Origin of the sequence: Pseudomonas sp. NPDC012596 (assembly GCF_042902325.1) — a bacterium.
GTDB lineage: Bacteria > Pseudomonadota > Gammaproteobacteria > Pseudomonadales > Pseudomonadaceae > Aquipseudomonas.
Genome location: NZ_JBIBEB010000016.1, coordinates 78121 through 99084, shown reverse-complemented (window position 1 = coordinate 99084; position 20964 = coordinate 78121). Strand labels below are relative to the sequence as shown.

16 protein-coding genes and 1 tRNA gene are annotated in these 20964 nt (G+C 62.6%); 15 read left to right on the top strand and 2 right to left on the bottom strand.

Annotated features, from left to right (window positions below):
• Positions 1-5: 5 nt before the first annotated feature.
• The gene (gene tsaD, locus ACFY68_RS19250; RefSeq protein WP_387530442.1) at positions 6-1031 is read right to left on the bottom strand and encodes a tRNA (adenosine(37)-N6)-threonylcarbamoyltransferase complex transferase subunit TsaD; all 1026 of its coding nucleotides are present in this window, start codon (positions 1029-1031) and stop codon (positions 6-8) included.
• A gap of 204 nt (positions 1032-1235) precedes the next feature.
• Here tsaD and rpsU point away from each other — a divergent pair, with 204 nt between their 5' ends.
• From rpsU to ACFY68_RS19225, 5 genes are all read left to right on the top strand, one after another.
• Positions 1236-1451: a 30S ribosomal protein S21 gene (gene rpsU / locus ACFY68_RS19245; protein ID WP_003255575.1), complete on the top strand. Its 216-nt coding sequence runs from the start codon at positions 1236-1238 to the stop codon at positions 1449-1451.
• Positions 1452-1749: 298 nt separating this feature from the next.
• Positions 1750-3732: a DNA primase gene (gene dnaG / locus ACFY68_RS19240; protein WP_387530436.1), complete on the top strand. Its 1983-nt coding sequence runs from the start codon at positions 1750-1752 to the stop codon at positions 3730-3732.
• A 67-nt stretch (positions 3733-3799) separates the two neighbouring features.
• Positions 3800-5650, top strand: coding sequence for an RNA polymerase sigma factor RpoD (gene rpoD / locus ACFY68_RS19235; protein WP_387530433.1), 1851 nt, complete (start codon positions 3800-3802; stop codon positions 5648-5650).
• A gap of 121 nt (positions 5651-5771) precedes the next feature.
• Positions 5772-9515, top strand: a complete 3744-nt coding sequence (locus tag ACFY68_RS19230; protein WP_387530430.1) for an EAL domain-containing protein — start codon at positions 5772-5774, stop codon at positions 9513-9515.
• 16 nt (positions 9516-9531) lie between these two features.
• A tRNA-Ile gene (locus ACFY68_RS19225) sits at positions 9532-9608 on the top strand.
• A gap of 58 nt (positions 9609-9666) precedes the next feature.
• On the opposite strand, the gene ACFY68_RS19220 is transcribed toward ACFY68_RS19225, so the two are convergent.
• The gene (locus tag ACFY68_RS19220) at positions 9667-10227 is read right to left on the bottom strand and encodes a serine acetyltransferase (RefSeq protein WP_387530427.1); all 561 of its coding nucleotides are present in this window, start codon (positions 10225-10227) and stop codon (positions 9667-9669) included.
• A 123-nt stretch (positions 10228-10350) separates the two neighbouring features.
• Here ACFY68_RS19220 and ACFY68_RS19215 point away from each other — a divergent pair, with 123 nt between their 5' ends.
• The 10 genes from ACFY68_RS19215 (at position 10351) to ACFY68_RS19170 (ending at position 20950) form a co-directional block, all read left to right on the top strand.
• Positions 10351-10803 (top strand): Lrp/AsnC family transcriptional regulator, encoded by a 453-nt coding sequence (locus ACFY68_RS19215; RefSeq protein ID WP_346613644.1) that lies wholly within the window; start codon positions 10351-10353, stop codon positions 10801-10803.
• A gap of 177 nt (positions 10804-10980) precedes the next feature.
• Positions 10981-12663, top strand: a complete 1683-nt coding sequence (locus ACFY68_RS19210) for a flavin monoamine oxidase family protein (protein WP_387530423.1) — start codon at positions 10981-10983, stop codon at positions 12661-12663.
• Between the two features lie 14 nt (positions 12664-12677).
• On the top strand, positions 12678-13472 hold the full coding sequence (locus ACFY68_RS19205) for a carbon-nitrogen hydrolase family protein (RefSeq protein WP_387530420.1): 795 nt from the start codon (positions 12678-12680) through the stop codon (positions 13470-13472).
• A gap of 10 nt (positions 13473-13482) precedes the next feature.
• Positions 13483-15765 carry a pyrroloquinoline quinone biosynthesis protein PqqF gene (gene pqqF, locus ACFY68_RS19200; protein WP_387530417.1) on the top strand — a complete coding sequence of 761 codons (2283 nt, stop codon included), beginning with the start codon at positions 13483-13485 and terminating at the stop codon, positions 15763-15765.
• A gap of 168 nt (positions 15766-15933) precedes the next feature.
• Positions 15934-16005, top strand: coding sequence for a pyrroloquinoline quinone precursor peptide PqqA (gene pqqA, locus ACFY68_RS19195; protein ID WP_008365141.1), 72 nt, complete (start codon positions 15934-15936; stop codon positions 16003-16005).
• Between the two features lie 87 nt (positions 16006-16092).
• A complete protein-coding gene (pqqB, locus tag ACFY68_RS19190; RefSeq protein ID WP_387530414.1) occupies positions 16093-17004 on the top strand; it encodes a pyrroloquinoline quinone biosynthesis protein PqqB in 912 nt (303 codons plus the stop codon).
• A gap of 9 nt (positions 17005-17013) precedes the next feature.
• Entirely contained in the window at positions 17014-17769 is a 756-nt protein-coding gene (gene pqqC, locus ACFY68_RS19185; protein WP_387530411.1) for a pyrroloquinoline-quinone synthase PqqC, read from the top strand.
• The gene (gene pqqD / locus ACFY68_RS19180) at positions 17766-18041 is read left to right on the top strand and encodes a pyrroloquinoline quinone biosynthesis peptide chaperone PqqD (protein WP_387530408.1); all 276 of its coding nucleotides are present in this window, start codon (positions 17766-17768) and stop codon (positions 18039-18041) included. The genes pqqC and pqqD overlap by 4 nt, the downstream gene beginning before the upstream one ends.
• The gene (pqqE, locus tag ACFY68_RS19175; RefSeq protein WP_346613637.1) at positions 18013-19161 is read left to right on the top strand and encodes a pyrroloquinoline quinone biosynthesis protein PqqE; all 1149 of its coding nucleotides are present in this window, start codon (positions 18013-18015) and stop codon (positions 19159-19161) included. The genes pqqD and pqqE overlap by 29 nt, the downstream gene beginning before the upstream one ends.
• Positions 19127-20950 (top strand): prolyl oligopeptidase family serine peptidase, encoded by a 1824-nt coding sequence (locus tag ACFY68_RS19170; protein ID WP_387530405.1) that lies wholly within the window; start codon positions 19127-19129, stop codon positions 20948-20950. The genes pqqE and ACFY68_RS19170 overlap by 35 nt, the downstream gene beginning before the upstream one ends.
• The last annotated feature ends 14 nt before the right edge of the window (positions 20951-20964 follow it).

Sequence of the window (20964 nt, the reverse complement as noted above, 5' to 3'; positions counted from 1 at the left end):
CTCATTCAAAGCGGCGGCAACTGCTCCATCGGCCAACGCGCCTGCACGCTGATCGCCAGGCCCTGCTGCTGCCCGGCCAATAGCCGTTGGCAACCCGCGTAGGCGATCATCGCGCCGTTATCGGTACAGAACTGCGGGCGGGCGTAGTACACATTGCCTTTGATGCTCGCGAGCATGTCCTCGAGGGACAGGCGCAGCGCTTTGTTTGCGCTCACGCCACCGGCTATCACCAAGCGCTTGAGGCCTGTCTGCTTCAGTGCGCGCTTGCACTTGATGGTCAGAGTGTCCACCACCGCCTGCTGGAACGCCAGGGACACGTCGCAACGGGTTTGCTCATTGTCGTCGCCAGCATCGCGGCATTGCTGCCAGGTGTTCAGGGCGAAGGTCTTGAGCCCGCTGAAGCTGAACGCCAGGCCCGGGCGGTCGGTCATTGGCCGCGGGAATACGAAGCGCCCCGGTACGCCTTTCTCGGCAAGCCGAGCGATTTCCGGGCCGCCTGGGTAATTCAGGCCGATCAGCTTGGCAGTCTTGTCGAATGCTTCACCTGCAGCGTCGTCCAGGCTCTCGCCCAGCAGTTCGTATTGGCCAATGCCATCGACGCGAACCAGCTGGGTGTGCCCGCCAGATACCAACAAAGCGACGAACGGAAATTGCGGAGGGTTTTCCTCCAGCATGGGGGCCAACAGATGGCCTTCCATGTGGTGTACACCGATCGCCGGGATGTCCCAGGCAAAGGCTAACGCCTGCGCGCACGAAGCACCGACCAACAAGGCACCGACCAGGCCAGGACCCGCGGTGTAGGCGATGGCGTCGATCTCGGTGGCCACGCACCCCGCCTCGTCCAACACCTGACGGATGAGGGGCAGCATGCGCTTGACGTGATCACGCGAGGCAAGTTCGGGCACCACCCCGCCAAACACGCGGTGCAGGTCGATCTGGCTGAACAGCGCGTCAGCTAACAAACCGCGCTCACTGTCGTATAATGCGACGCCGGTTTCGTCGCAGGATGTTTCCAATCCCAGTACTAGCATGGGCTCGTCCCTTGTGGGGGCTGATTTCGAAGCCGCGCATGATAGTCCCCGTGCCGGGTGCCGACCAGCGGTTTTCGATCAGAGGCTTTGCATTCCGGCGTACTAAGGGTTAACATCCGCAACCCTTGAAAACCGACGTTCTCCAGCACACCTTTGTTTTGCCAGGAGCACGTCTACCCCGGTAATGAATTAAGGTAGCCCTGGATGCCAGCCGTCAAAGTTAAAGAGAACGAACCCTTCGACGTAGCTCTGCGTCGTTTCAAGCGCTCCTGCGAAAAAGCCGGTGTACTGGCTGAAGTTCGTAGCCGCGAGTTTTACGAGAAGCCGACCGCCGAGCGTAAGCGTAAAGCAGCTGCTGCTGTTAAGCGTCACGCCAAGAAAGTTCAGCGCGAACAGCGCCGCGCCGTTCGCCTGTACTAATACAGTACAAGCGTTCTACGCAAAGCTTCTGCCCTGCCCGGCTACCGCCGGGCCGTTGGCAGCGGTTTGTTTCAAACCTTGAGCAGCTAGCACAAGGCGTCCGCCGCACCTGTAGCGGGCAAAATGCTACACACGTCAGAGCTGGTTCCCACCAGTCGTGCACGTCCTGACTGACGAACCTCCGGTTAACCTGGTGGTTACCGACGAGCACATATTCCCTCGCACTTCCCCTAGCAGCACTCCACCCAAACGGCGCGCTAGCGATTAGACTTGCCAGTTGCCAGATGACGAGACTGCCATGGCCGGGCTGATTCCCCAAAGCTTCATTGATGACCTGATCAACCGCCTCGACATCGTCGACGTGGTGAGTTCACGCGTCCAGCTGAAAAAGACCGGCAAAAACTACTCGGCCTGCTGCCCGTTCCACAAGGAGAAAACCCCCTCCTTCACGGTCAGCCCCGACAAGCAGTTCTACTACTGCTTTGGCTGCGGCGCCGGCGGCAATGCCCTCGGCTTCGTCATGGACCACGACAACCTGGACTTCCCCCAGGCCGTCGAGGAACTGGCCCGCGCAGCCGGCATGGAAGTGCCCCGCGAGGAGGGGCGACGCTCGCAGAAGCCACGCCAGCCGACCGACTCCCCGCTTTATCCGCTACTGGACGCCGCCTCGGAATTCTATCGCCAGGCGCTGCGTAGCCACCCGACCCGCAAGGCAGCGGTGGATTACCTCAAGGGCCGCGGCCTTTCGGGCGAGATTGCCCGCGACTTCGGCCTGGGCTTCGCGCCACCGGGCTGGGACAACCTGCTCAAACACCTGGGTGCCGACACGCTGCAGCAGAAGGTGATGATCGACGCCGGCCTGCTGATCGAGAACGCCGAGAGTGGCAAACGCTACGACCGCTTCCGCGACCGGGTGATGTTCCCGATACGCGACAGCCGCGGGCGCATCATTGCCTTCGGCGGCCGGGTGCTGGGGGACGACAAGCCCAAGTACCTGAACTCGCCCGAAACCCCGGTCTTTCACAAGGGCCAGGAACTCTACGGGCTGTATGAGGCGCGCAAGCACAACCGCAACCTTGACGAGATCATCGTCGTCGAAGGCTACATGGACGTCATTGCCCTGGCCCAGCAAGGCCTGCGCAATGCCGTAGCCACCCTGGGCACTGCCACCAGCGAAGAGCACCTCAAGCGCCTGTTCCGCGTGGTGCCCAGCGTGCTGTTCTGCTTCGACGGCGACCAGGCCGGGCGCAAGGCCGCCTGGCGCGCCCTGGAATCGACCCTGTCGGCCCTGCAGGACGGGCGCCGTGCGCGCTTCCTGTTTCTGCCCGAAGGCGAAGACCCGGACAGCCTGGTGCGCGCCGAAGGCACCGATGCCTTCATGGCTCGCATCAACCAACATGCCCAGCCGCTGGCGGACTATTTCTTCGAGCAACTGAGCGCGGAGGCCGACCCCCGCTCGCTGGAAGGCAAGGCGCACATGGCGACCCTGGCTGTACCGTTGATCGAAAAGGTCCCAGGCGCCAACCTGCGCCAACTGATGCGCAATCGCCTGAAGGAAATCACCGGCCTAGACCCGCAACAGGTCGAACAGCTGGCCCAGCAGGCCCCTGCCGCAACCAGTGTGCCGGACTACGACCCTGGCTACGATTACGACGCCATGGCCAGCTACACCCCCGACTACGGCGACATGCCGCAGCACGACTATGCGCCGGCACAACAAGAGCCGCAATGGAAGCCGAACAAGGGTGGCGGCAAGAAGCCGTGGGGCGACAAGCCCTGGGACAAGAACCGCAAAGGCGGCAAGCCCTGGCAGCAACGAGACGAGGCACCACCACGCACGCCGGCACCCGTCGAGCCCCCGACGCTCGCAGCCTTGCGCACGCTGCTGCACCACCCGCTGCTGGCCGGCAAGGTCGAGGACGCCAGCCACTTCGCCGGCGAAGAACACCTCTACAGCCAATTGCTGGTAGCGCTGATCGAAGCCGCGCAGAAAAATCCTGGGCTAAGCTCAATGCAGTTGATCGCACGCTGGCACGGCACCGAACAGGGCCGCCTTTTGCGGGCGCTGGCGGAAAAGGAATGGCTGATCGTGGCCGACAACCTTGAACAACAGTTTTTCGACACTATAACTAGCTTGACCGCCCGCCAACGCGAGCGAAGCCTGGAACAACTGCTCAGGAAATCACGTCAAAGTGAGTTGACCAGCGAGGAAAAAACCCAGCTTCTCGCCTTGCTGAGCCGGAATGTTCCCGCACAAACGCCGACCTCATCTGGCGCGTGAGGCCCATGCTCGGGTATAATCCTCGGCTTGTTTTTTGCCCGCCAAGACCTTCAGTGGATAGGGTGTTATGTCCGGAAAAGCGCAACAGCAGTCTCGTATCAAAGAGTTGATCACCCGCGGTCGTGAGCAGGGCTACCTGACTTACGCGGAGGTCAACGACCACCTGCCTGAGGATATTTCAGATCCTGAACAGGTGGAAGACATCATCCGCATGATCAACGACATGGGGATCAACGTATTCGAGAGTGCTCCGGATGCGGATGCCCTTCTGTTGGCGGAAGCCGACACCGACGAAGCCGCGGCCGAAGAAGCCGCAGCAGCGTTGGCGGCCGTTGAAACCGATATCGGCCGCACGACCGACCCAGTGCGCATGTACATGCGCGAAATGGGCACCGTCGAGCTGCTGACCCGCGAAGGCGAAATCGAAATCGCCAAGCGGATCGAGGAAGGCATCCGTGAAGTCATGGGCGCCATCGCTCACTTCCCGGGTACTGTCGACTACATCCTCAGCGAATATGAACGCGTCACCACCGAAGGTGGCCGTCTGTCCGATGTTCTCAGCGGTTATATCGACCCTGACGACAACATCGCCGCTCCGACCGAAGAAGTGCCGATCCCTGGCGCCAAGGCCGCAGCTGCGAAGGAAGAAGACGACGAAGAAGAAGAAAACGCCGAAAGCAGTGATGACGAGGAAGAGGCCGAAAGCGGCCCGGACCCAGTCGTCGCAGCCCAGCGTTTCGGTGCCGTATCCGACCAGCGCGACATCACCCTCAAGGTCCTCAAGAAGCATGGTCGCGACCATGCCGAGAGCATCGGGGCGATGCAGGCTCTGGCCGATCTGTTCATGCCGATCAAACTGGTACCGAAGCAATTCGAAGTACTGGTCGAGCGGGTACGTGATGCATTGAGCCGTCTGCGTCAGCAAGAGCGTGCGATCATGCAGCTGTGCGTACGTGATGCGCGCATGCCGCGTGCCGACTTCCTGCGCCTGTTCCCGGGCAACGAGACCGACCAGACCTGGAGCGGTGACCTGGCCAAGCGCAGCACCAAATGGGCTGCTGCCCTGGGTGAGAAGGACGCCGCCATTGTCGCTTGCCAGCAAAAGCTGATCGACCTCGAGACCGAGACCGGCCTGACTGTCGTCGAAATCAAGGACATCAACCGTCGCATGTCCATCGGTGAGGCCAAGGCCCGCCGCGCCAAGAAAGAAATGGTCGAGGCGAACCTGCGTCTGGTGATCTCCATCGCCAAGAAGTACACCAACCGTGGCCTGCAATTCCTTGACCTGATCCAGGAAGGCAACATCGGCTTGATGAAGGCGGTGGACAAGTTCGAATACCGTCGCGGCTACAAGTTCTCGACCTATGCCACCTGGTGGATCCGTCAGGCGATCACCCGTTCGATCGCCGACCAGGCACGCACCATCCGTATTCCGGTGCACATGATCGAGACGATCAACAAGCTCAACCGCATTTCCCGCCAGATGCTGCAGGAAATGGGTCGCGAACCGACCCCGGAAGAGCTCGGTGAGCGCATGGAGATGCCTGAGGACAAGATCCGCAAGGTGCTGAAGATCGCCAAAGAGCCGATCTCCATGGAAACACCGATCGGTGACGACGAAGATTCGCACCTGGGCGACTTCATCGAGGACTCGACCATGCAGTCCCCGATCGATGTAGCCACGGTCGAAAGCCTCAAGGAAGCGACCCGCGACGTGCTCTCCGGCCTGACCGCACGCGAAGCCAAAGTGCTGCGCATGCGTTTCGGTATCGACATGAACACCGACCACACCCTTGAAGAAGTCGGCAAGCAGTTCGACGTGACCCGTGAACGGATCCGTCAGATCGAAGCGAAGGCGTTGCGCAAATTGCGCCACCCGACGCGCAGCGAGCACCTGCGATCCTTCCTCGACGAGTGATGACAAACCCCGGCCCAGGCCGGGGTTTTTCTTATGTGACAGATGGTCATGGCAACTAGCTACCCACCGAGCTGAATGCCCGTCTACACTCGACTTCAGACCATCTGAATGCGAGGCTGCCATGCCGCCAATGCCGGCCATTCTGTTGCTGCTCCTGATCCTGTGGAACACAACGGCCGGCGCCCTGACCCTGACAGACGAGGAAAAAACCTGGCTGGCTGCGCACCCGCAGTTGAAGCTGGGCGTCGACGCCTCCTGGCCACCATTCGAGTTTCGAGACCAGGAAGGCCGGTACCAGGGATTGGCCGCCGATTACATCGCCTTGCTCCAGGAACGCCTGGGTGTGACGCTAAAGCCCATCGAGCCCAGCAGCTGGACCGAGGTGCTGACGCAGGCGCGCGAAAGCCGCATCGACCTGCTGCCCGGCATCATGTCGACGCCCGAACGCCAGGGTTACCTGGCTTTCACCCGCCCCTACCTGGATTTTCCGATCGTCATTCTCGCCCATGAAGGTGGCCCGCAACCGCACACCCTCAAAGACCTGTACGGCCTGAAAATCGCCGTGGTAGAGAACTATGCCCCCCACGAGTTGCTGCGCACCCATCACCCAGATCTCAACCTGGTGGCCCTGCCCAACGTCAGCTCGGCGTTGCAGGCGCTGGCTACCGATGAAGTGGATGCCGTGGTCGGTGACCTCGCCTCGAGCATCTGGAGCCTTCGCCAACTCAAGCTCGACGGTTTGTATGTCAGCGGCGAAACGCCCTACCGTTACCAGTTGGCCATGGCCGCGCCGCGCGACAAGAAGATCCTTGTCGGCATCCTCGACAAGGTCATGGCCGACATGTCCAGCGAGGAAATCAGCCAGATCCAGCAACGCTGGGTGGGCAACGTAGTGGACCAGCGCACCTTCTGGCACGACATGCTCATGTATGGCCTGCCCGCCGTCCTGCTGCTCATCGCGATCCTCGCGGTGGTGATACGCATCAATCGTCGGCTCAGCTCGGAGATTTCCAGGCGTATCGCCCTGGAACAGGAACTGCGCAGCAGCGAGTACCACTATCGCGGCCTGGTCGAAAGCCTGTCCGCCATTGCCTGGGAGGCCGACGCCAACGACTTCACATACAGCTACGTCTCGCCCCATGCCGAAGACCTGCTGGGCTACCCCTTGCACGATTGGCTCAAGCCAGGCTTCTGGCGCAGCATCCTGCACCCGGAGGACGCGCTCTGGGCCCAAGCCTACTGTGAAAGCGAAACAGCCGCCGGCCGCGACCACAGCCTTGATTACCGAGTGATGCGCGCCGATGGCCAACCCCTCTGGGTGCGCAACATCGTCAGCATGATCGAGCACGGGCACCGACCACTGATGCGCGGGCTGATGATCGACATCAGCGAAACCAAGCGCACCGAAGATGCCCTGCGCCTGTCGGAACAGAAATTCGCTTCGGTGTTCCAGCAATGCCCCGACATCCTGCTGATCGCCCGCCATAGCGACGGCTGCCTGCTGGAGGTCAACGAAGCCTTCGAGGAGCAGATCGGCCTGAGCCCCGGCCAAGTGATCGGCCGCACCGCCACCGAGCTTGACCTGTGGGGCGTGCAAGACACCGGGCCAATACTGCTGGAGCGCCTGCACCAAGGTGGCATCCGTAATCTGGAGATGAGTTTCCGGCGCAGCAATGGCCAACTGTTCACAGGCCTCACCTCAGCCGAAACCTTCGAGCTCGACGGCACCCTGGCCTTTGTCGTGGCAGTGCGCGATATCAGCCAGCTGAAGGAAACCCAGCAGCAATTGCAAACGTCCGAAGAGAAGTTTGCCAAAGCCTTCCATGCCTCACCGGACGGGCTGCTGCTGTCGCGCCAGAGTGATGGCCTGCTGGTCGAGGTCAACGAAGGGTTCTGCCGCCTGACCGGCTACGACCTCAACCCGACCATTGACCAGACCTCGTTCGACCTGGGGATCTGGGTGGACCTCAACGAACGCAAACGGCTGATCGACCAGCTTGCCCGCGATGGCTTCGTGCGCGACTTCAGCTGCCACATCCGCCGCAGCGACGGGCAGATCCGCCTGTGCGAGCTGTCTGCCCGGCCGCTGCCGATTGCTGGCGTCGATTGCATGCTGACCATTGCCCGCGACATCACCGAGCGCCACCTGATGCAGGAAAAACTGCAACTGGCTGCCACCGTGTTCGAAAACACCGCAGAAGGCGTGCTGATTACCGACATCGACCAGCGCATCAGCGCGGTTAACCGCGCTTTCAGCGAGATCACCGGCTACAGCGAAATCGAAGCCCTCGGCCAGACCCCGCGCCTGCTCTCCTCCGGCCAGCATGACAGCGCCTTCTACGCCGCCATGTGGCACCAGCTCACCGCCGAAGGCCACTGGCAAGGTGAGATCTACAACAAACGCAAGAATGGCGAACTTTACCCGGGCTGGCTGACCATCAGCGCCGTGCGCAACAGCGACCGCGAAATCACGCATTTCGTCGCCGTATTTGCCGACATTTCCAGCATCAAGCACGCCCAGGCCAAGCTTGACTACCAGGCCCACCACGACCCGCTCACTGGCTTGCCCAACCGCGCCCTGTTCGAGAACCGCCTGCAGTCCGTGCTCACCTGCGCGCAGGTCTCAAACCGCCAGGGCGCGGTGCTGTTCCTCGACCTCGACCGTTTCAAGCACATCAACGACAGCCTTGGCCACCCGGTCGGCGACTTGCTGCTCAAAGGCATCGCCCAACGCCTCAAGGAGCAAGTTCGCGATGTCGATACCGTGGCCCGCCTGGGCGGTGACGAGTTCATCATCCTGCTCCCCGGGCTGCACAAACCCAGCGACGCCAGCGCCATCGCCAACAAGTTGCTGGCCTGCTTCAGCGCGCCGTTCCAAGCCGGCGAACATGAGTTCTTCACCAGCGCCAGCATCGGCATCAGCCTGTACCCGCAGGACGGCACCGACGTCGCCACCCTCATACGCAACGCCGACGCCGCCATGTACCGCTCCAAAGCCAAAGGCCGCAACCGGGTTGAAGCCTACACCCGCGACCTGACGGCCCAGGCCAGCGAGCGCATCGCCCTGGAACACGAATTGCGCCGCGCCGTCGAGCGCAACGAAATGAGCCTTTGCTACCAGCCCAAGTTCAGCCTCAAGACCCAGACCCTGGTCGGCGCTGAAGCGTTGATCCGCTGGAGCCACCCGACCTTCGGTGAAGTGCCGCCGGAACACTTCATTCACCTCGCAGAAGAAAACGGCACCATCCTGCAACTGGGGGATTGGGTACTGGAGCAGGCCTGCCGGCAGATGCACCACTGGAAGATGAACTACCAAGGCTTCGGCCCCTTGTCGATCAACCTGGCTGGCGCGCAGCTGCGCCACCATGGCCTGGCCAAACGCATCGAGCAGTTGCTCAAGACCTACCAGCTCAAGGCGGGCGACCTGCAACTGGAAATCACCGAAAACTTCATCATGAGCCAGGCCGAAGAAGCACTGGCCGTATTGCACGAGCTCAAGCAGCTGGGGGTGCAACTGGCGATCGACGACTTCGGTACCGGCTACTCGTCACTGAGTTACCTCAAGCGCCTGCCGCTGGACATCCTCAAGATCGACAAGTCATTCATCCGGGGCCTGCCAGACGACCCACACGATGCCGCCATCGCCCGCGCCATCATCGCCCTTGGGCGCAGCATGCAGCTGACCATCATTGCCGAAGGGGTGGAGAACCAGGCACAGCAGCGCTTCCTGGCTGCCGAGGGGTGTGAGCAGATACAGGGTTACATCGTCAGCCTGCCGCTACCGCCAGACGAATTTGCAGCGACGTTTCTTCGTTTAGCACTATCCGATCTTTCGGATGGCACGCTTTCGAAACCCTCGTTATAATCCCGGCACTTACTGAGGGCCTATAGCTCAGTTGGTTAGAGCAGAGGACTCATAATCCTTTGGTCCACGGTTCGAGTCCGTGTGGGCCCACCAGACATGAACAAGCCGCGCCAATGCGCGGCTTTTTCATGTCTGCTATTCGGCAACCCTCTCAGGCTTGCCCGGCCATTGGCTGTAACGTGGTTTGGCGCGGGTTGTAAAAGGTGTTATTGGCCGGAATATCCCGCGTTACCAGAGACATGGCGCCGATCACCACGTTGTCGCCGATGCTGATCTGGTCGGCCACGATGCAGCTATTGGCGCCCAAACTGACATTGTCGCCAATGCGCAATGCATACTGGGCCAGGCCAAGCGTCTTGATGCCGATCGAGCAGTTCTGGCGAATGAAAAAGTTGCGCCCGATGTTCACGTGGCGGGTTATCACGACGCCCGGCAAGTGGGCGATGCGCAGGCCTGGGGCAATCTGCGCGCCAATGTCGATGTCCACCGCGTACTTGAGGTTGAGCCGTTGCTGCATGCGCCGGGCATGGCGCCTGCCCAGGCCGCCGCGGGCATCGAGGTATTGGGCCAGGCGGTAGGCGAAGAGAAAGCGCAGCTTGTTGTCCTTGCGCGCTCGGCGCAGAACGTTGAAGAACAGGCTAACGCGGCGCCCGGGTTTTTTCTTGTTGGAGACCTCCTGTCGCCAGCATTCCAGCAAGGTTTCAAAGTTCACGCGGTGGGTCCAGTACAGTCGGCCGTTTATCATGCCGCATTATAGAGGGCGGCGCAGCACGCTTTGCCTTGCCCTGCCTGCCACCGGCTGGCTAGGCTAGCAAGCCCCCTGTAGAGACTTGCCATGTCGGACTCCCGCGCCATCACACTCGACGAAATCGATCGCCAGCTGATAGCCCTGCTGCAGATCAACGCCCGCGAAAGCGTCGCCACCCTCGCCCGCCAACTGGGCATCGCTCGCACCACCGTCAACTCGCGCCTGGCCCGGCTGGAGAAAGGCAAAATCATCACCGGCTATGGCGTGCGCCTGGGCCAGCGCCTGATCGACGGCGGCCTGCAGGCTTATGTTGGGATCAAGGTGCAACCGCGCTCCGGCAAGGAAGTAGTGCGACGCTTGAGCGCCATGGGGCAGGTTCAGCAGCTTTGCGCGGTGAGTGGCGAGTTCGACTACGTGGCCTGGTTGCGTAGCGATTCACCGGAGCAATTGGACCAACTGCTCGATCAGATAGGCAGCGTCGAAGGTGTGGAGAAGACGACGACGTCGATCATCCTCAGCAGCAAGGTGGATCGCGGGTAGCCTACTGAAGGATGCATCGTCGAAATGCGCCTTAAATTAGTCATTTCGACCAAAAAAGCTGTGATTAGCCGATACTCTTCATCTTAATTACGAACACCCCGCTCCCTAAAATGACCACCAGGCATCTCCTATACTCAGGCTCCGCCCTCCGCGCAGCCGCTCTGGCAAGGTCACTTCATGAACAAGAACAACCGCCACCCCGCCGACGGCAAAAAACCCATCACCATCTTCGGCCCGGACTTCCCCTTCGGCTTCGACGACTGGCTGGAGCATCCGGCCGGGCTGGGCAGCATCCCGGCCGAACGGCACGGTGAAGAAGTCGCCATCGTCGGCGCCGGCATCGCGGGGCTGGTGGCGGCCTACGAGCTGATGAAGCTGGGCCTCAAACCGGTGGTGTACGAAGCTTCGAAGCTGGGTGGGCGGCTGCGTTCACAGGCCTTCAACGGCACCGACGGGATCATCGCCGAGCTGGGCGGCATGCGCTTTCCGGTTTCTTCAACGGCCTTCTACCACTATGTGGACAAGCTGGGCCTGGAGACCAAACCCTTCCCCAACCCGCTGACACCGGCCTCGGGCAGCACGGTGATCGACCTGGAAGGCCAGACCTACTACGCCGAGAAGGCCGCCGACCTGCCTGAGCTGTTCCACGAAGTGGCCAACGCCTGGGCCGACGCGCTGGAGAGCGGTGCTAAATTTGCCGAGATCCAGCAGGCAATCCGCGACCGTGACGTACCGCGCCTCAAAGAACTGTGGAACACGCTGGTACCCTTGTGGGACGACCGCACCTTTTACGACTTCGTCGCGACTTCGCGCTCGTTCGCCAAGCTGAGCTTCCAGCACCGCGAGGTGTTCGGCCAGGTCGGCTTCGGCACCGGGGGGTGGGACTCGGACTTCCCCAATTCGATGCTGGAAATCTTCCGCGTGGTGATGACCAACTGCGACGATCATCAGCACCTGGTGGTGGGCGGCGTGGAGCAGGTACCGCAAGGCATCTGGCGGCATGTGCCAGAGCGCTGCGCCCATTGGCCAGAGGGCACCAGCCTCAGCTCACTGCACGGGGGCGCGCCACGCACCGGGGTCAAACGCATCGCCCGCGCCGCCGATGGCCAGCTGGCGGTCACCGACAACTGGGGTGATACCCGCCATTACGCCGCCGTGCTCGCCACCTGCCAGACCTGGCTGCTGACCACCCAGATCGACTGCGAAGAATCGCTGTTCTCGCAGAAGATGTGGATGGCCCTGGACCGCACCCGCTACATGCAGTCGTCGAAAACGTTCGTGATGGTCGACCGGCCCTTCTGGAAGGACAAGGATCCGCAAACCGGCCGCGACCTGATGAGCATGACCCTCACCGACCGCCTCACCCGGGGTACCTACCTGTTCGACAACGGCGACGATAAACCCGGGGTGATCTGCCTGTCCTATGCGTGGATGAGCGATGCCTTGAAGATGCTCCCGCACCCGGTGGAAAAACGCGTTCAGCTGGCACTCGATGCCTTGAAGAAGATCTACCCGAAGACCGATATCGCCGGGCACATCATCGGCGACCCGATCACCATTTCATGGGAAGCCGACCCGCACTTCCTCGGCGCTTTCAAAGGCGCACTGCCTGGCCACTACCGCTATAACCAGCGGATGTATGCGCACTTCATGCAACAGGACATGCCCGCCGAACACCGCGGCATGTTCATCGCCGGCGACGACGTGTCGTGGACCCCAGCCTGGGTCGAAGGCGCTGTGCAGACCTCGCTGAATGCGGTGTGGGGTATCATGAACCACTTCGGTGGCCAGACCCACCCGGACAACCCCGGCCCAGGCGACGTGTTCGACGAAATCGGGCCTATCGCCCTGGCCGACTGAGACAAGGAGGCAGCATGCGCATCGCTCTGTTCCAGGGCACACCCAACCCGCTGGACGTGCCCGGCAACCTGCAACGGCTGCGCCATCAGGCGCAACGGGCGGCTGAGCGCGGCGCACAGTTGCTGGTGTGCCCGGAGATGTTCCTCAGTGGTTACAACATTGGCCTGGAACAGGTCGAGCGGCTGGCCGAGGCCGACGATGGCCCGTCAGCCATGGACGTGGTGGAGATTGCCCAGGCGCACCGCATCGCCATCGTCTATGGCTACCCAGAGCGTGCCGATGACGGGGCAATCTACAACAGTGTGCAACTGATCGATGCCCACGGCCGCAGCCTGTGCAATTACCGCAAGACGCACCTGTTCGGCGAGCTGGACCGCGCGATGTTCAGCGCCGGCGCCGATCACTTCCCAGTAGTGGAGCTGGAGGGCTGGAAGGTCGGGCTGTTGATCTGCTACGACATCGAGTTCCCGGAGAATGCCCGGCGCTTGGCGCTGGGCGGGGCCGAGCTGATCCTGGTGCCGACGGCGAACATGACGCCATACGACTTTGTCTGCCAGGTGACCGTGCGCTCGCGGGCGCAGGAAAACCAGTGCTACCTGGTTTACGCCAACTATTGCGGGGCCGAGGGCGAGATCCAGTATTGCGGGCAAAGCAGCATCATCGGGCCCGATGGCAGCTTGCTGGCCATGGCTGGGCGCGAGGAGTGCCAGTTGCTGGCAGACCTGGAGCATGAGCGGGTGCACAAGGGGCGCGAGGCGTTTCCGTATCTGGCTGATCTGCGCCAGGAACTGCACCTGAGCAGGGGCTGAGTGACGCCCCATGCCAGCCGCCACACGTCACCTCACCCTGGCCAACGGCCTGCAGCTGCGCCTGCGCCATGCCCCGCGGCTCAAGCGCTCGGCCGCAGCGTTGCGGGTGCATGCTGGCAGCCACGATGCCCCGGCACGATGGCCGGGGCTCGCGCACTTCCTTGAGCACCTGTTCTTCCTGGGTACCTCTCGTTTTCCACTGGATGACGGCCTGATGCGCTACGTCCAGGCCGCAGGCGGCCAGGTCAACGCCAGTACCCGCGAACGTACCACCGATTTCTTCTTCGAAGCCCCCCCTGCGGCCCTGGCCGGAGGGCTGGAGCGGCTGTGCCAGATGCTCGCCGAACCGGACCTTGGCATCGAGCGCCAGCGCCGTGAACGGGAAGTCATACACGCCGAATTCATCGCCTGGTCGCGCAACCCGCAGGCGCAGCAGCAATTTGCACTGCTGCAGTCGGTTGCACCCGGCCACCCGCTGAGCGAATTTCAGGCAGGCAACCGACACACCCTTGCGCTGCAAAACCCGGCCTTCCAGCAAGCCCTTACAGATTTTCATGAGCATTTCTACCAGGGTGGCCAGATCACCTTGAGCGTGTGCGGCCCGCAGCAACTGGATGAACTGGAGCAGCTCGGCAGGCAGTTCGCTAACGTGTTCGCCTATGGGGAGCGTGCTCGACAAACCTTGCCTGCAGCCCTCCCACCGACGGGCACAGGGTGGGTGTTCACCCACCAAAACCTGCCCCCCTGTGCTGAGCAAGCGCTGGAGCTGTTGACCGCCTGCCTGAGCGACAGCAGGCCGGGCACTTGGCTGGATGCCCTGCGCCAGCGCGGCTGGCTACAAGGTTTCAAGGCGCAGATGCTGTATGCCTTCGCGGGGCAAATGGTCTGGCATATCGACCTCAAACTCAGCCCAGACGCTTGCCCAGGCGAAGCGCTTGCGTTGCTGCACGGTTGGTTCGGTTTCATCAGGCAACTCGACCCGGCCCAACTCAACGCCGAGTTCGGGCTGCTGCAACAGAGCCACGAGCGCAACGCCAGCCCGCTTGAGCTCGCCCGTCGCGACTGTGCAGGCCGGCCCTTTGCGGCGTTGGATGCTCAAGCACTGCATGCGCTTGGCGCATTGCTCGATGGCCTGCAGTGCACGCAGCATGGGCTATGGCAACTTCCACCGGCCGACCCTTTGCTGCTGGCCGACTTGCCCGCCGCCACGGCCTGGCCGTTACCGGCGGCGCTGAAGGTCAGCCAGCAACTTCCCCCGATACGCCAATACGCAGCAGTTTATCTACGCTGGCAGCTACCGTCGGCACTGCGTCAGCGCCTGTATAGAGTGCTCGCGCGGGCCTTGCTGCCGCTGCAGGAGCGGTGCGAGCGCGCATCCCTGCAACTGCAATTCAGCGCCGCGGGCGAGCACTGGCAACTGCGCTGCGCCGGCCAGCCGGCCGCTGTGATCCGCGCTGTCGAGCATGCCATGGCGTGCTTGCGTTCACCCGGTAACTGGCAGCTGCCTTGCGAACAGGAACCCGCGCGGATCCCGCTCAGGGGCTTGCTCAAGCAACTACCCGAGGCAGTGCTCGGCACTGCGCCAATGCCGCTGACACCCGGCACACTTGATCAAAACGCACTGGATGACGCCTGGCAACACAGCCAGTGGCATGGCCTGGCCGTGGGCTTCGACGCCGCCGCCCTGCAGTCTTTAGGCGCGGTGTTACAGGGCTGCCCAGGGCATGCAGGCTCACCGCCGCCTGATCCCAGCTGGCGCGGCCATCGCTGGCACCACGCCAAGGTGCCGGGCAGCGAGCATGCATTGCTGCTGTTCTGCCCTTTACCCGCCAGGCAACAAGCCTGCGGCCGCCTGCTTGCCCAGTTGCTGCAAGGCCCTGTGTACCAGCGCCTGCGGGTTGAGCTGCAACTCGGCTACGCGGTTTTCAGTACCTTTCGTCAGATCGAGGGCATCGGGGGCCTTCTGTTTGGCGTGCAATCGCCCCACGCCAGCCAAAGCGAAATTCTCGAGCATCTGCTGACCATTCTGCGCCAGGGCGTAACCCTCGACCCTGCAACCTGCCCGGTGCTGGCCGGGCAATTTGACGAGAACGCCATGCCTGACGCCGACGTCGCCGAATGGGTATGGCAGACATGTCTCGCCACACAACCCGACGATCTGCAGGCGTTACGCTGGTCTATGCTGGGGGTGCGCCAAGCAGAGCTGGACGACCTGTTACGCGGCATGCTCGATACCGATAGCGCCTGGCTGTGCCTGGCAAATGCCGCCGCACCCAATGGGTCATGGCACTGATGACAAGAGGATTGTTACGTTTTACGAAAGGGCGCTTATCGAATAATTAACCTTTCGGTACATAATTTTCTTGTAAGATAACGCTATCTCAGCCACTGGAACCTCTTGCGCGAGGTGACGCCAAACAAAGTAGCTGACCCCACTACCTTACCCAGAAGGAGCAAAACCATGTGGACCAAACCTGCATACACTGATCTGCGTATCGGCTTCGAAGTGACCATGTACTTCGCCAGCCGCTAAGCCCTGCTTGCGTTACGACGCCTCGGCCCGCCGGGGCGTTGTCGTTTTTTGCACCAGGCATCAGCACAGTTCGGATAGAGAGCAGCCATGTACATCCAGATTCTCGGCTCCGCCGCCGGCGGCGGCTTCCCGCAGTGGAACTGCAACTGCGTCAACTGCAAAGGCTTTCGCGATGGCAGCCTGCGCGCAACGGCGCGTACCCAGTCGTCGATAGCCCTGTCCGATGACGGTGTGCACTGGGTCCTGTGCAATGCCTCGCCAGACATCCGCGCCCAACTCCAGGCCTTCGCGCCGATGCAGCCGGCCCGCGCGCTGCGCGACACCGGCATCAACGCCATCGTCTTGCTCGACAGCCAGATCGACCACACCACCGGCCTGCTCAGCCTGCGCGAGGGCTGCCCGCACCAGGTGTGGTGCACCGACATGGTTCACCAGGACCTGAGCACCGGCTTCCCGCTGTTCAACATGCTCAGCCACTGGAACGGTGGCCTGCAGTGGAACCGCATCGAGCTCGAAGGCAGCTTCGTCATCGACGCCTGCCCCAACCTCAGGTTCACCCCCTTCCCCCTGCGCAGCGCCGCGCCGCCGTACTCGCCGCACCGCTTCGACCCACACCCGGGCGACAACCTCGGCCTGCTGGTCGAAGACACCCGCACCGGCGGCAAGCTGTTCTATGCCCCAGGCCTGGGCCAGGTCGACGAAAAGCTGCTGGCGATGATGCACGGCGCCGACTGCCTGCTGGTCGACGGCACGCTGTGGGAGGATGATGAAATGCAGCGCCGCGGTGTCGGCACCCGCACCGGCCGCGAGATGGGCCACCTGGCGCAGAACGGCCCCGGCGGCATGCTCGAGGTGCTGGACGGCTTCCCGCGCCAGCGCAAGGTGCTAATCCACATCAACAACACCAACCCGATCCTCGATGAAGACTCCCCGGAGCGCGCCGAAGTACAGCGCCGCGGTGTAGAAGTCGCCTTCGACGGCATGAGCATCGAGTTGTAAGGAGGGTCGATGAGCGACGCACTGCCACTGTCGCCTGCCGAGTTCGAGCAGGCCTTGCGCGCCAAGGGCGCCTACTATCACATCCATCACCCGTACCACGTGGCGATGTACGAGGGGCGCGCTACCCGCGAGCAGATTCAGGGCTGGGTGGCCAACCGCTTCTACTACCAGGTGAACATCCCCATGAAGGATGCCGCGATCCTGGCCAACTGCCCGGACCGTGAAGTGCGCCGTGAGTGGATCCAGCGCCTGCTCGACCACGATGGCGCTCCCGGCGAGGATGGCGGCATCGAAGCCTGGCTGCGCCTGGGCCAGGCAGTCGGGCTCGACCCCGACCAGCTGCGCTCGCAGGAGCTGGTGCTGCCCGGTGTGCGCTTTGCCGTCGACGCCTACGTCAACTTCGCCCGCCGTGCCAGCTGGCAGGAGGCCGCCAGCAGCTCGTTGACCGAGCTGTTCGCCCCGCAAATTCACCAGTCGCGGCTGGACAGCTGGCCGCAGCACTACCCGTGGATCGACCCGGCCGGCTACGAATACTTCCGTACCCGCCTGGGCCAGGCCCGGCGTGATGTGGAACACGGCCTGGCCATCACCCTGCAGCACTACACCACCCGTGACGGCCAGGAGCGTATGCTGGAAATCCTGCAGTTCAAGCTGGATATCCTTTGGAGCATGCTCGATGCCATGAGCATGGCTTACGAGCTGAACCGCCCGCCGTATCACACCGTCACCCAGCAACGGGTATGGCACAAGGGGATCGCCCTATGAGTTTTGATCGCAAGCTAGTACCGAACTGGCGCCCTGGCTACCGTTTCCAGTACGAACCGGCGCAGAAAGGCCACGTGCTGCTGTACCCCGAAGGCATGATCAAGCTCAACGACAGCGCTGCGCTGATCGGTGGCCTGATCGACGGCAAGCGCGATGTGTTGGCGATCATCGCCGAGCTCGAACAGCAATTTCCTGGTGTGCCCGAAGTCGCTGACGACATCGAGCAATTCATGGAGGTGGCCCGTGGCGAACACTGGATCACCCTCGCCTGAGGTGCCGGTCGGCCTGCCGCTGTGGCTGCTGGCCGAGCTCACCTACCGCTGCCCGCTGCAGTGCCCGTACTGCTCCAACCCCCTGGATTTCGCCCAGCAGGGCAAGGAGCTGAGCACTGAACAGTGGTTCAAGGTGATGGCCGAAGCCCGTGAGATGGGCGCAGCGCAGATCGGCTTTTCCGGCGGTGAGCCGCTGGTACGCCAGGACCTCGCCGAGCTGATCGGAGAGGCGCGGCGCCTGGGTTACTACACCAACCTGATCACCTCCGGCATCGGCCTGACCGAAGCGCGCATTGCCGCCTTCAAAAAGGCCGGCCTGGACCATATCCAGATCAGCTTCCAGGCCAGCGACGAGCAGGTCAACAACCTGCTGGCCGGCTCGAAGAAGGCCTTTGCGCAGAAGCTGGAAATGGCCCGGGCGGTGAAGGCCCACGGTTACCCGATGGTGCTCAACTTCGTCACCCACCGGCACAACATCGACAAGATCGACCGCATCATCGAGCTGTGCGTCGCGCTGGAAGCGGACTTCGTCGAGCTTGCCACCTGCCAGTTCTACGGCTGGGCGCACCTCAACCGCCTTGGCCTGCTGCCAACCCGCGAACAACTCGAACGTGCCGAGCGCATCACCAACGAGTACCGCGCCAAACTCAAGGCCGCTGGCAACCCGTGCAAGCTGATCTTCGTTACCCCCGACTACTATGAAGAGCGCCCCAAGGCCTGCATGAACGGCTGGGGCAGCCTGTTCCTGACCATCACCCCGGACGGCACCGCCCTGCCCTGCCATGGCGCGCGCCAGTTGCCCGTGCAGTTCCCCAATGTGCGCGACCACGACCTGCACCACATCTGGTACGACTCGTTCGGCTTCAACCGTTTCCGTGGTTACGACTGGATGCCCGAGCCCTGCCGCTCGTGCGACGAAAAAGAGAAGGACTTCGGTGGCTGCCGCTGCCAGGCCTTCATGCTCACCGGCGATGCCAGCAACGCCGACCCGGTGTGCGCCAAGTCGGCCGACCACGGCATCATCCTCAAGGCCCGCGAGGAGGCAGAGACTGCAAACCTCGCCATCGAAGAGATGACCTTCCGTAATGAGCGCAACTCCCGTGTCATCGCCCGCGGCTGAACTCACTGCCGCCCAGGCGGTAGCCGCCGGCACCGACTTCGCCGAACTCAAGGCAGGCACCATGGGCCTGTTCTGGAACGAATTCCGCCCCGCCGATGGCGCCTGTCGCGTCTGGCACTGGCGTGACCAGCAGGCCCGCTGCCTCACGCCCGATGGCTTCAGCGTGCGCAGCCGGGTATACGAGTACGGTGGTGGCAGCTTTTGCCTGAGTGATGACGGGATCATCTTCGTCAATGAAAAGGATCAGCAGGTCTATCGCCAGCGGCTTGATGCCACACCACCTTTTGCCTTGACCCACAATGAGCAGTGCCGTTACGGCGACCTGCAATGGCACGAGGGCCAGGTATTGGCGGTCGAGGAGCGCCATGGCGAGGGTGTAGAGCATCGCCTGGTGGCCTTGGTCGAAGGCAGTGCTGAAGTACTCGCTGAGGGTGCAGATTTTTATGCATCGCCGACGATCAGTGCCGATGGCCAACGCCTCGCCTGGGTCGAATGGGATCGCCCCGCTCAGCCCTGGACGGTCACCCGACTGATGTGTCGTGCACGGCAAAGCGACGGTAGCTGGGGCGCGGCACGCTGCATCGCGGCGCACGACGAGTCCCTGCAACAACCGCGCTTCGACGCGCAGGGGCGCCTGTACTGCCTGTCCGACCGCAATGGCTTCTGGCAACCCTGGGGCGAGCTCGATGGCGGTTGGCAGCACTTGCCCGCCAAACCTGCAGACCACGCCGCCGCGCCCTGGCAACTGGGTACCTGCACCTGGCTGGCCCTTGGGCCGCAAAGCTACCTGGCCAGCTGGTTCGAAGGTGGCTTCGGGCAACTGGGGCTGCGTAATGCCGACGGCCAGGTGGAACGTTTCGCCAGCGCCTATAGCCGCTTTCGCAACCTGGCCATGGATGCCGAGTACCTCTATGCCATCGCCGCCTCGCCGATCAGCCCGCCCGCGGTCATTGCCATCGACCGGACCAACCACGAGGTGCACATCCTGGCAGGGGGCGCCGAGCTGCTGCCGGCCGAGTGCATAAGCCTGCCGCAATCGATGCTCTACGAAAGCGGGGGCGCGTTTGCCCGCGGTTTCTTCTACCCGGCGGTCGCTGCCAAAAGCCCCACGCCGCTGGTGGTGTTCATCCACGGCGGCCCGACCTCCGCTTGCTATCCGGTGCTCGACCCACGCATCCAGTACTGGACCCAACGCGGCTTCGCCGTCGCCGACCTGAACTACCGCGGCAGCACCGGCTATGGCCGCGAGTATCGCCAGGCATTGCATTTGAGCTGGGGCGAAAGCGACGTGCAGGATGCCTGCGCGGCAGTCCAGCACCTGGCCGAACGTGGTTTGATCGATGCCGGCAAAGCCTTCATTCGCGGCGGCAGCGCCGGCGGTTACACCACCCTTTGCGCCTTGGCTTTCGGTGATGTATTTCGCGCCGGCGCCAGCCTTTACGGGGTCAGCGATCCGGTTGCACTGGGCCGTGCGACGCACAAGTTCGAAGGCGACTATCTGGACTGGCTAATCGGCGACCCGCAACAGGATGCCGAGCGCTACCGCCAACGCACGCCGCTGCTGCATGCCGCGCAGATCAAGGTGCCGGTGATTTTCTTCCAGGGTGAACTGGATGCGGTGGTGGTGCCGGAACAGACACGCTCAATGCTGGACGCATTGAAGTTGAATGGCATCGAAGCCGTGGGGTATTTCTATGCCGGGGAGCGGCATGGGTTCCGCAAGGCCGAGAACCTGGCGCATGCACTGGAAGAAGAATGGAAGTTCTATTGCCGGGTGCTGGGTGAATAACAGGCCGGGGCCGC

What these genes read in the sequence shown, in the direction of transcription:
- tsaD (WP_387530442.1), bottom strand. Translation starts at nt 1,031, where the DNA reads ATGCTAGTACTGGGATTGGAAACATCCTGCGACGAAACCGGCGTCGCA.
- rpsU (WP_003255575.1), top strand. Translation starts at nt 1,236, where the DNA reads ATGCCAGCCGTCAAAGTTAAAGAGAACGAACCCTTCGACGTAGCTCTG.
- dnaG (WP_387530436.1), top strand. Translation starts at nt 1,750, where the DNA reads ATGGCCGGGCTGATTCCCCAAAGCTTCATTGATGACCTGATCAACCGC.
- rpoD (WP_387530433.1), top strand. Translation starts at nt 3,800, where the DNA reads ATGTCCGGAAAAGCGCAACAGCAGTCTCGTATCAAAGAGTTGATCACC.
- ACFY68_RS19230 (WP_387530430.1), top strand. Translation starts at nt 5,772, where the DNA reads ATGCCGCCAATGCCGGCCATTCTGTTGCTGCTCCTGATCCTGTGGAAC.
- ACFY68_RS19215 (WP_346613644.1), top strand. Translation starts at nt 10,351, where the DNA reads ATGTCGGACTCCCGCGCCATCACACTCGACGAAATCGATCGCCAGCTG.
- ACFY68_RS19210 (WP_387530423.1), top strand. Translation starts at nt 10,981, where the DNA reads ATGAACAAGAACAACCGCCACCCCGCCGACGGCAAAAAACCCATCACC.
- ACFY68_RS19205 (WP_387530420.1), top strand. Translation starts at nt 12,678, where the DNA reads ATGCGCATCGCTCTGTTCCAGGGCACACCCAACCCGCTGGACGTGCCC.
- pqqF (WP_387530417.1), top strand. Translation starts at nt 13,483, where the DNA reads ATGCCAGCCGCCACACGTCACCTCACCCTGGCCAACGGCCTGCAGCTG.
- pqqB (WP_387530414.1), top strand. Translation starts at nt 16,093, where the DNA reads ATGTACATCCAGATTCTCGGCTCCGCCGCCGGCGGCGGCTTCCCGCAG.
- pqqC (WP_387530411.1), top strand. Translation starts at nt 17,014, where the DNA reads ATGAGCGACGCACTGCCACTGTCGCCTGCCGAGTTCGAGCAGGCCTTG.
- pqqD (WP_387530408.1), top strand. Translation starts at nt 17,766, where the DNA reads ATGAGTTTTGATCGCAAGCTAGTACCGAACTGGCGCCCTGGCTACCGT.
- ACFY68_RS19170 (WP_387530405.1), top strand. Translation starts at nt 19,127, where the DNA reads ATGAGCGCAACTCCCGTGTCATCGCCCGCGGCTGAACTCACTGCCGCC.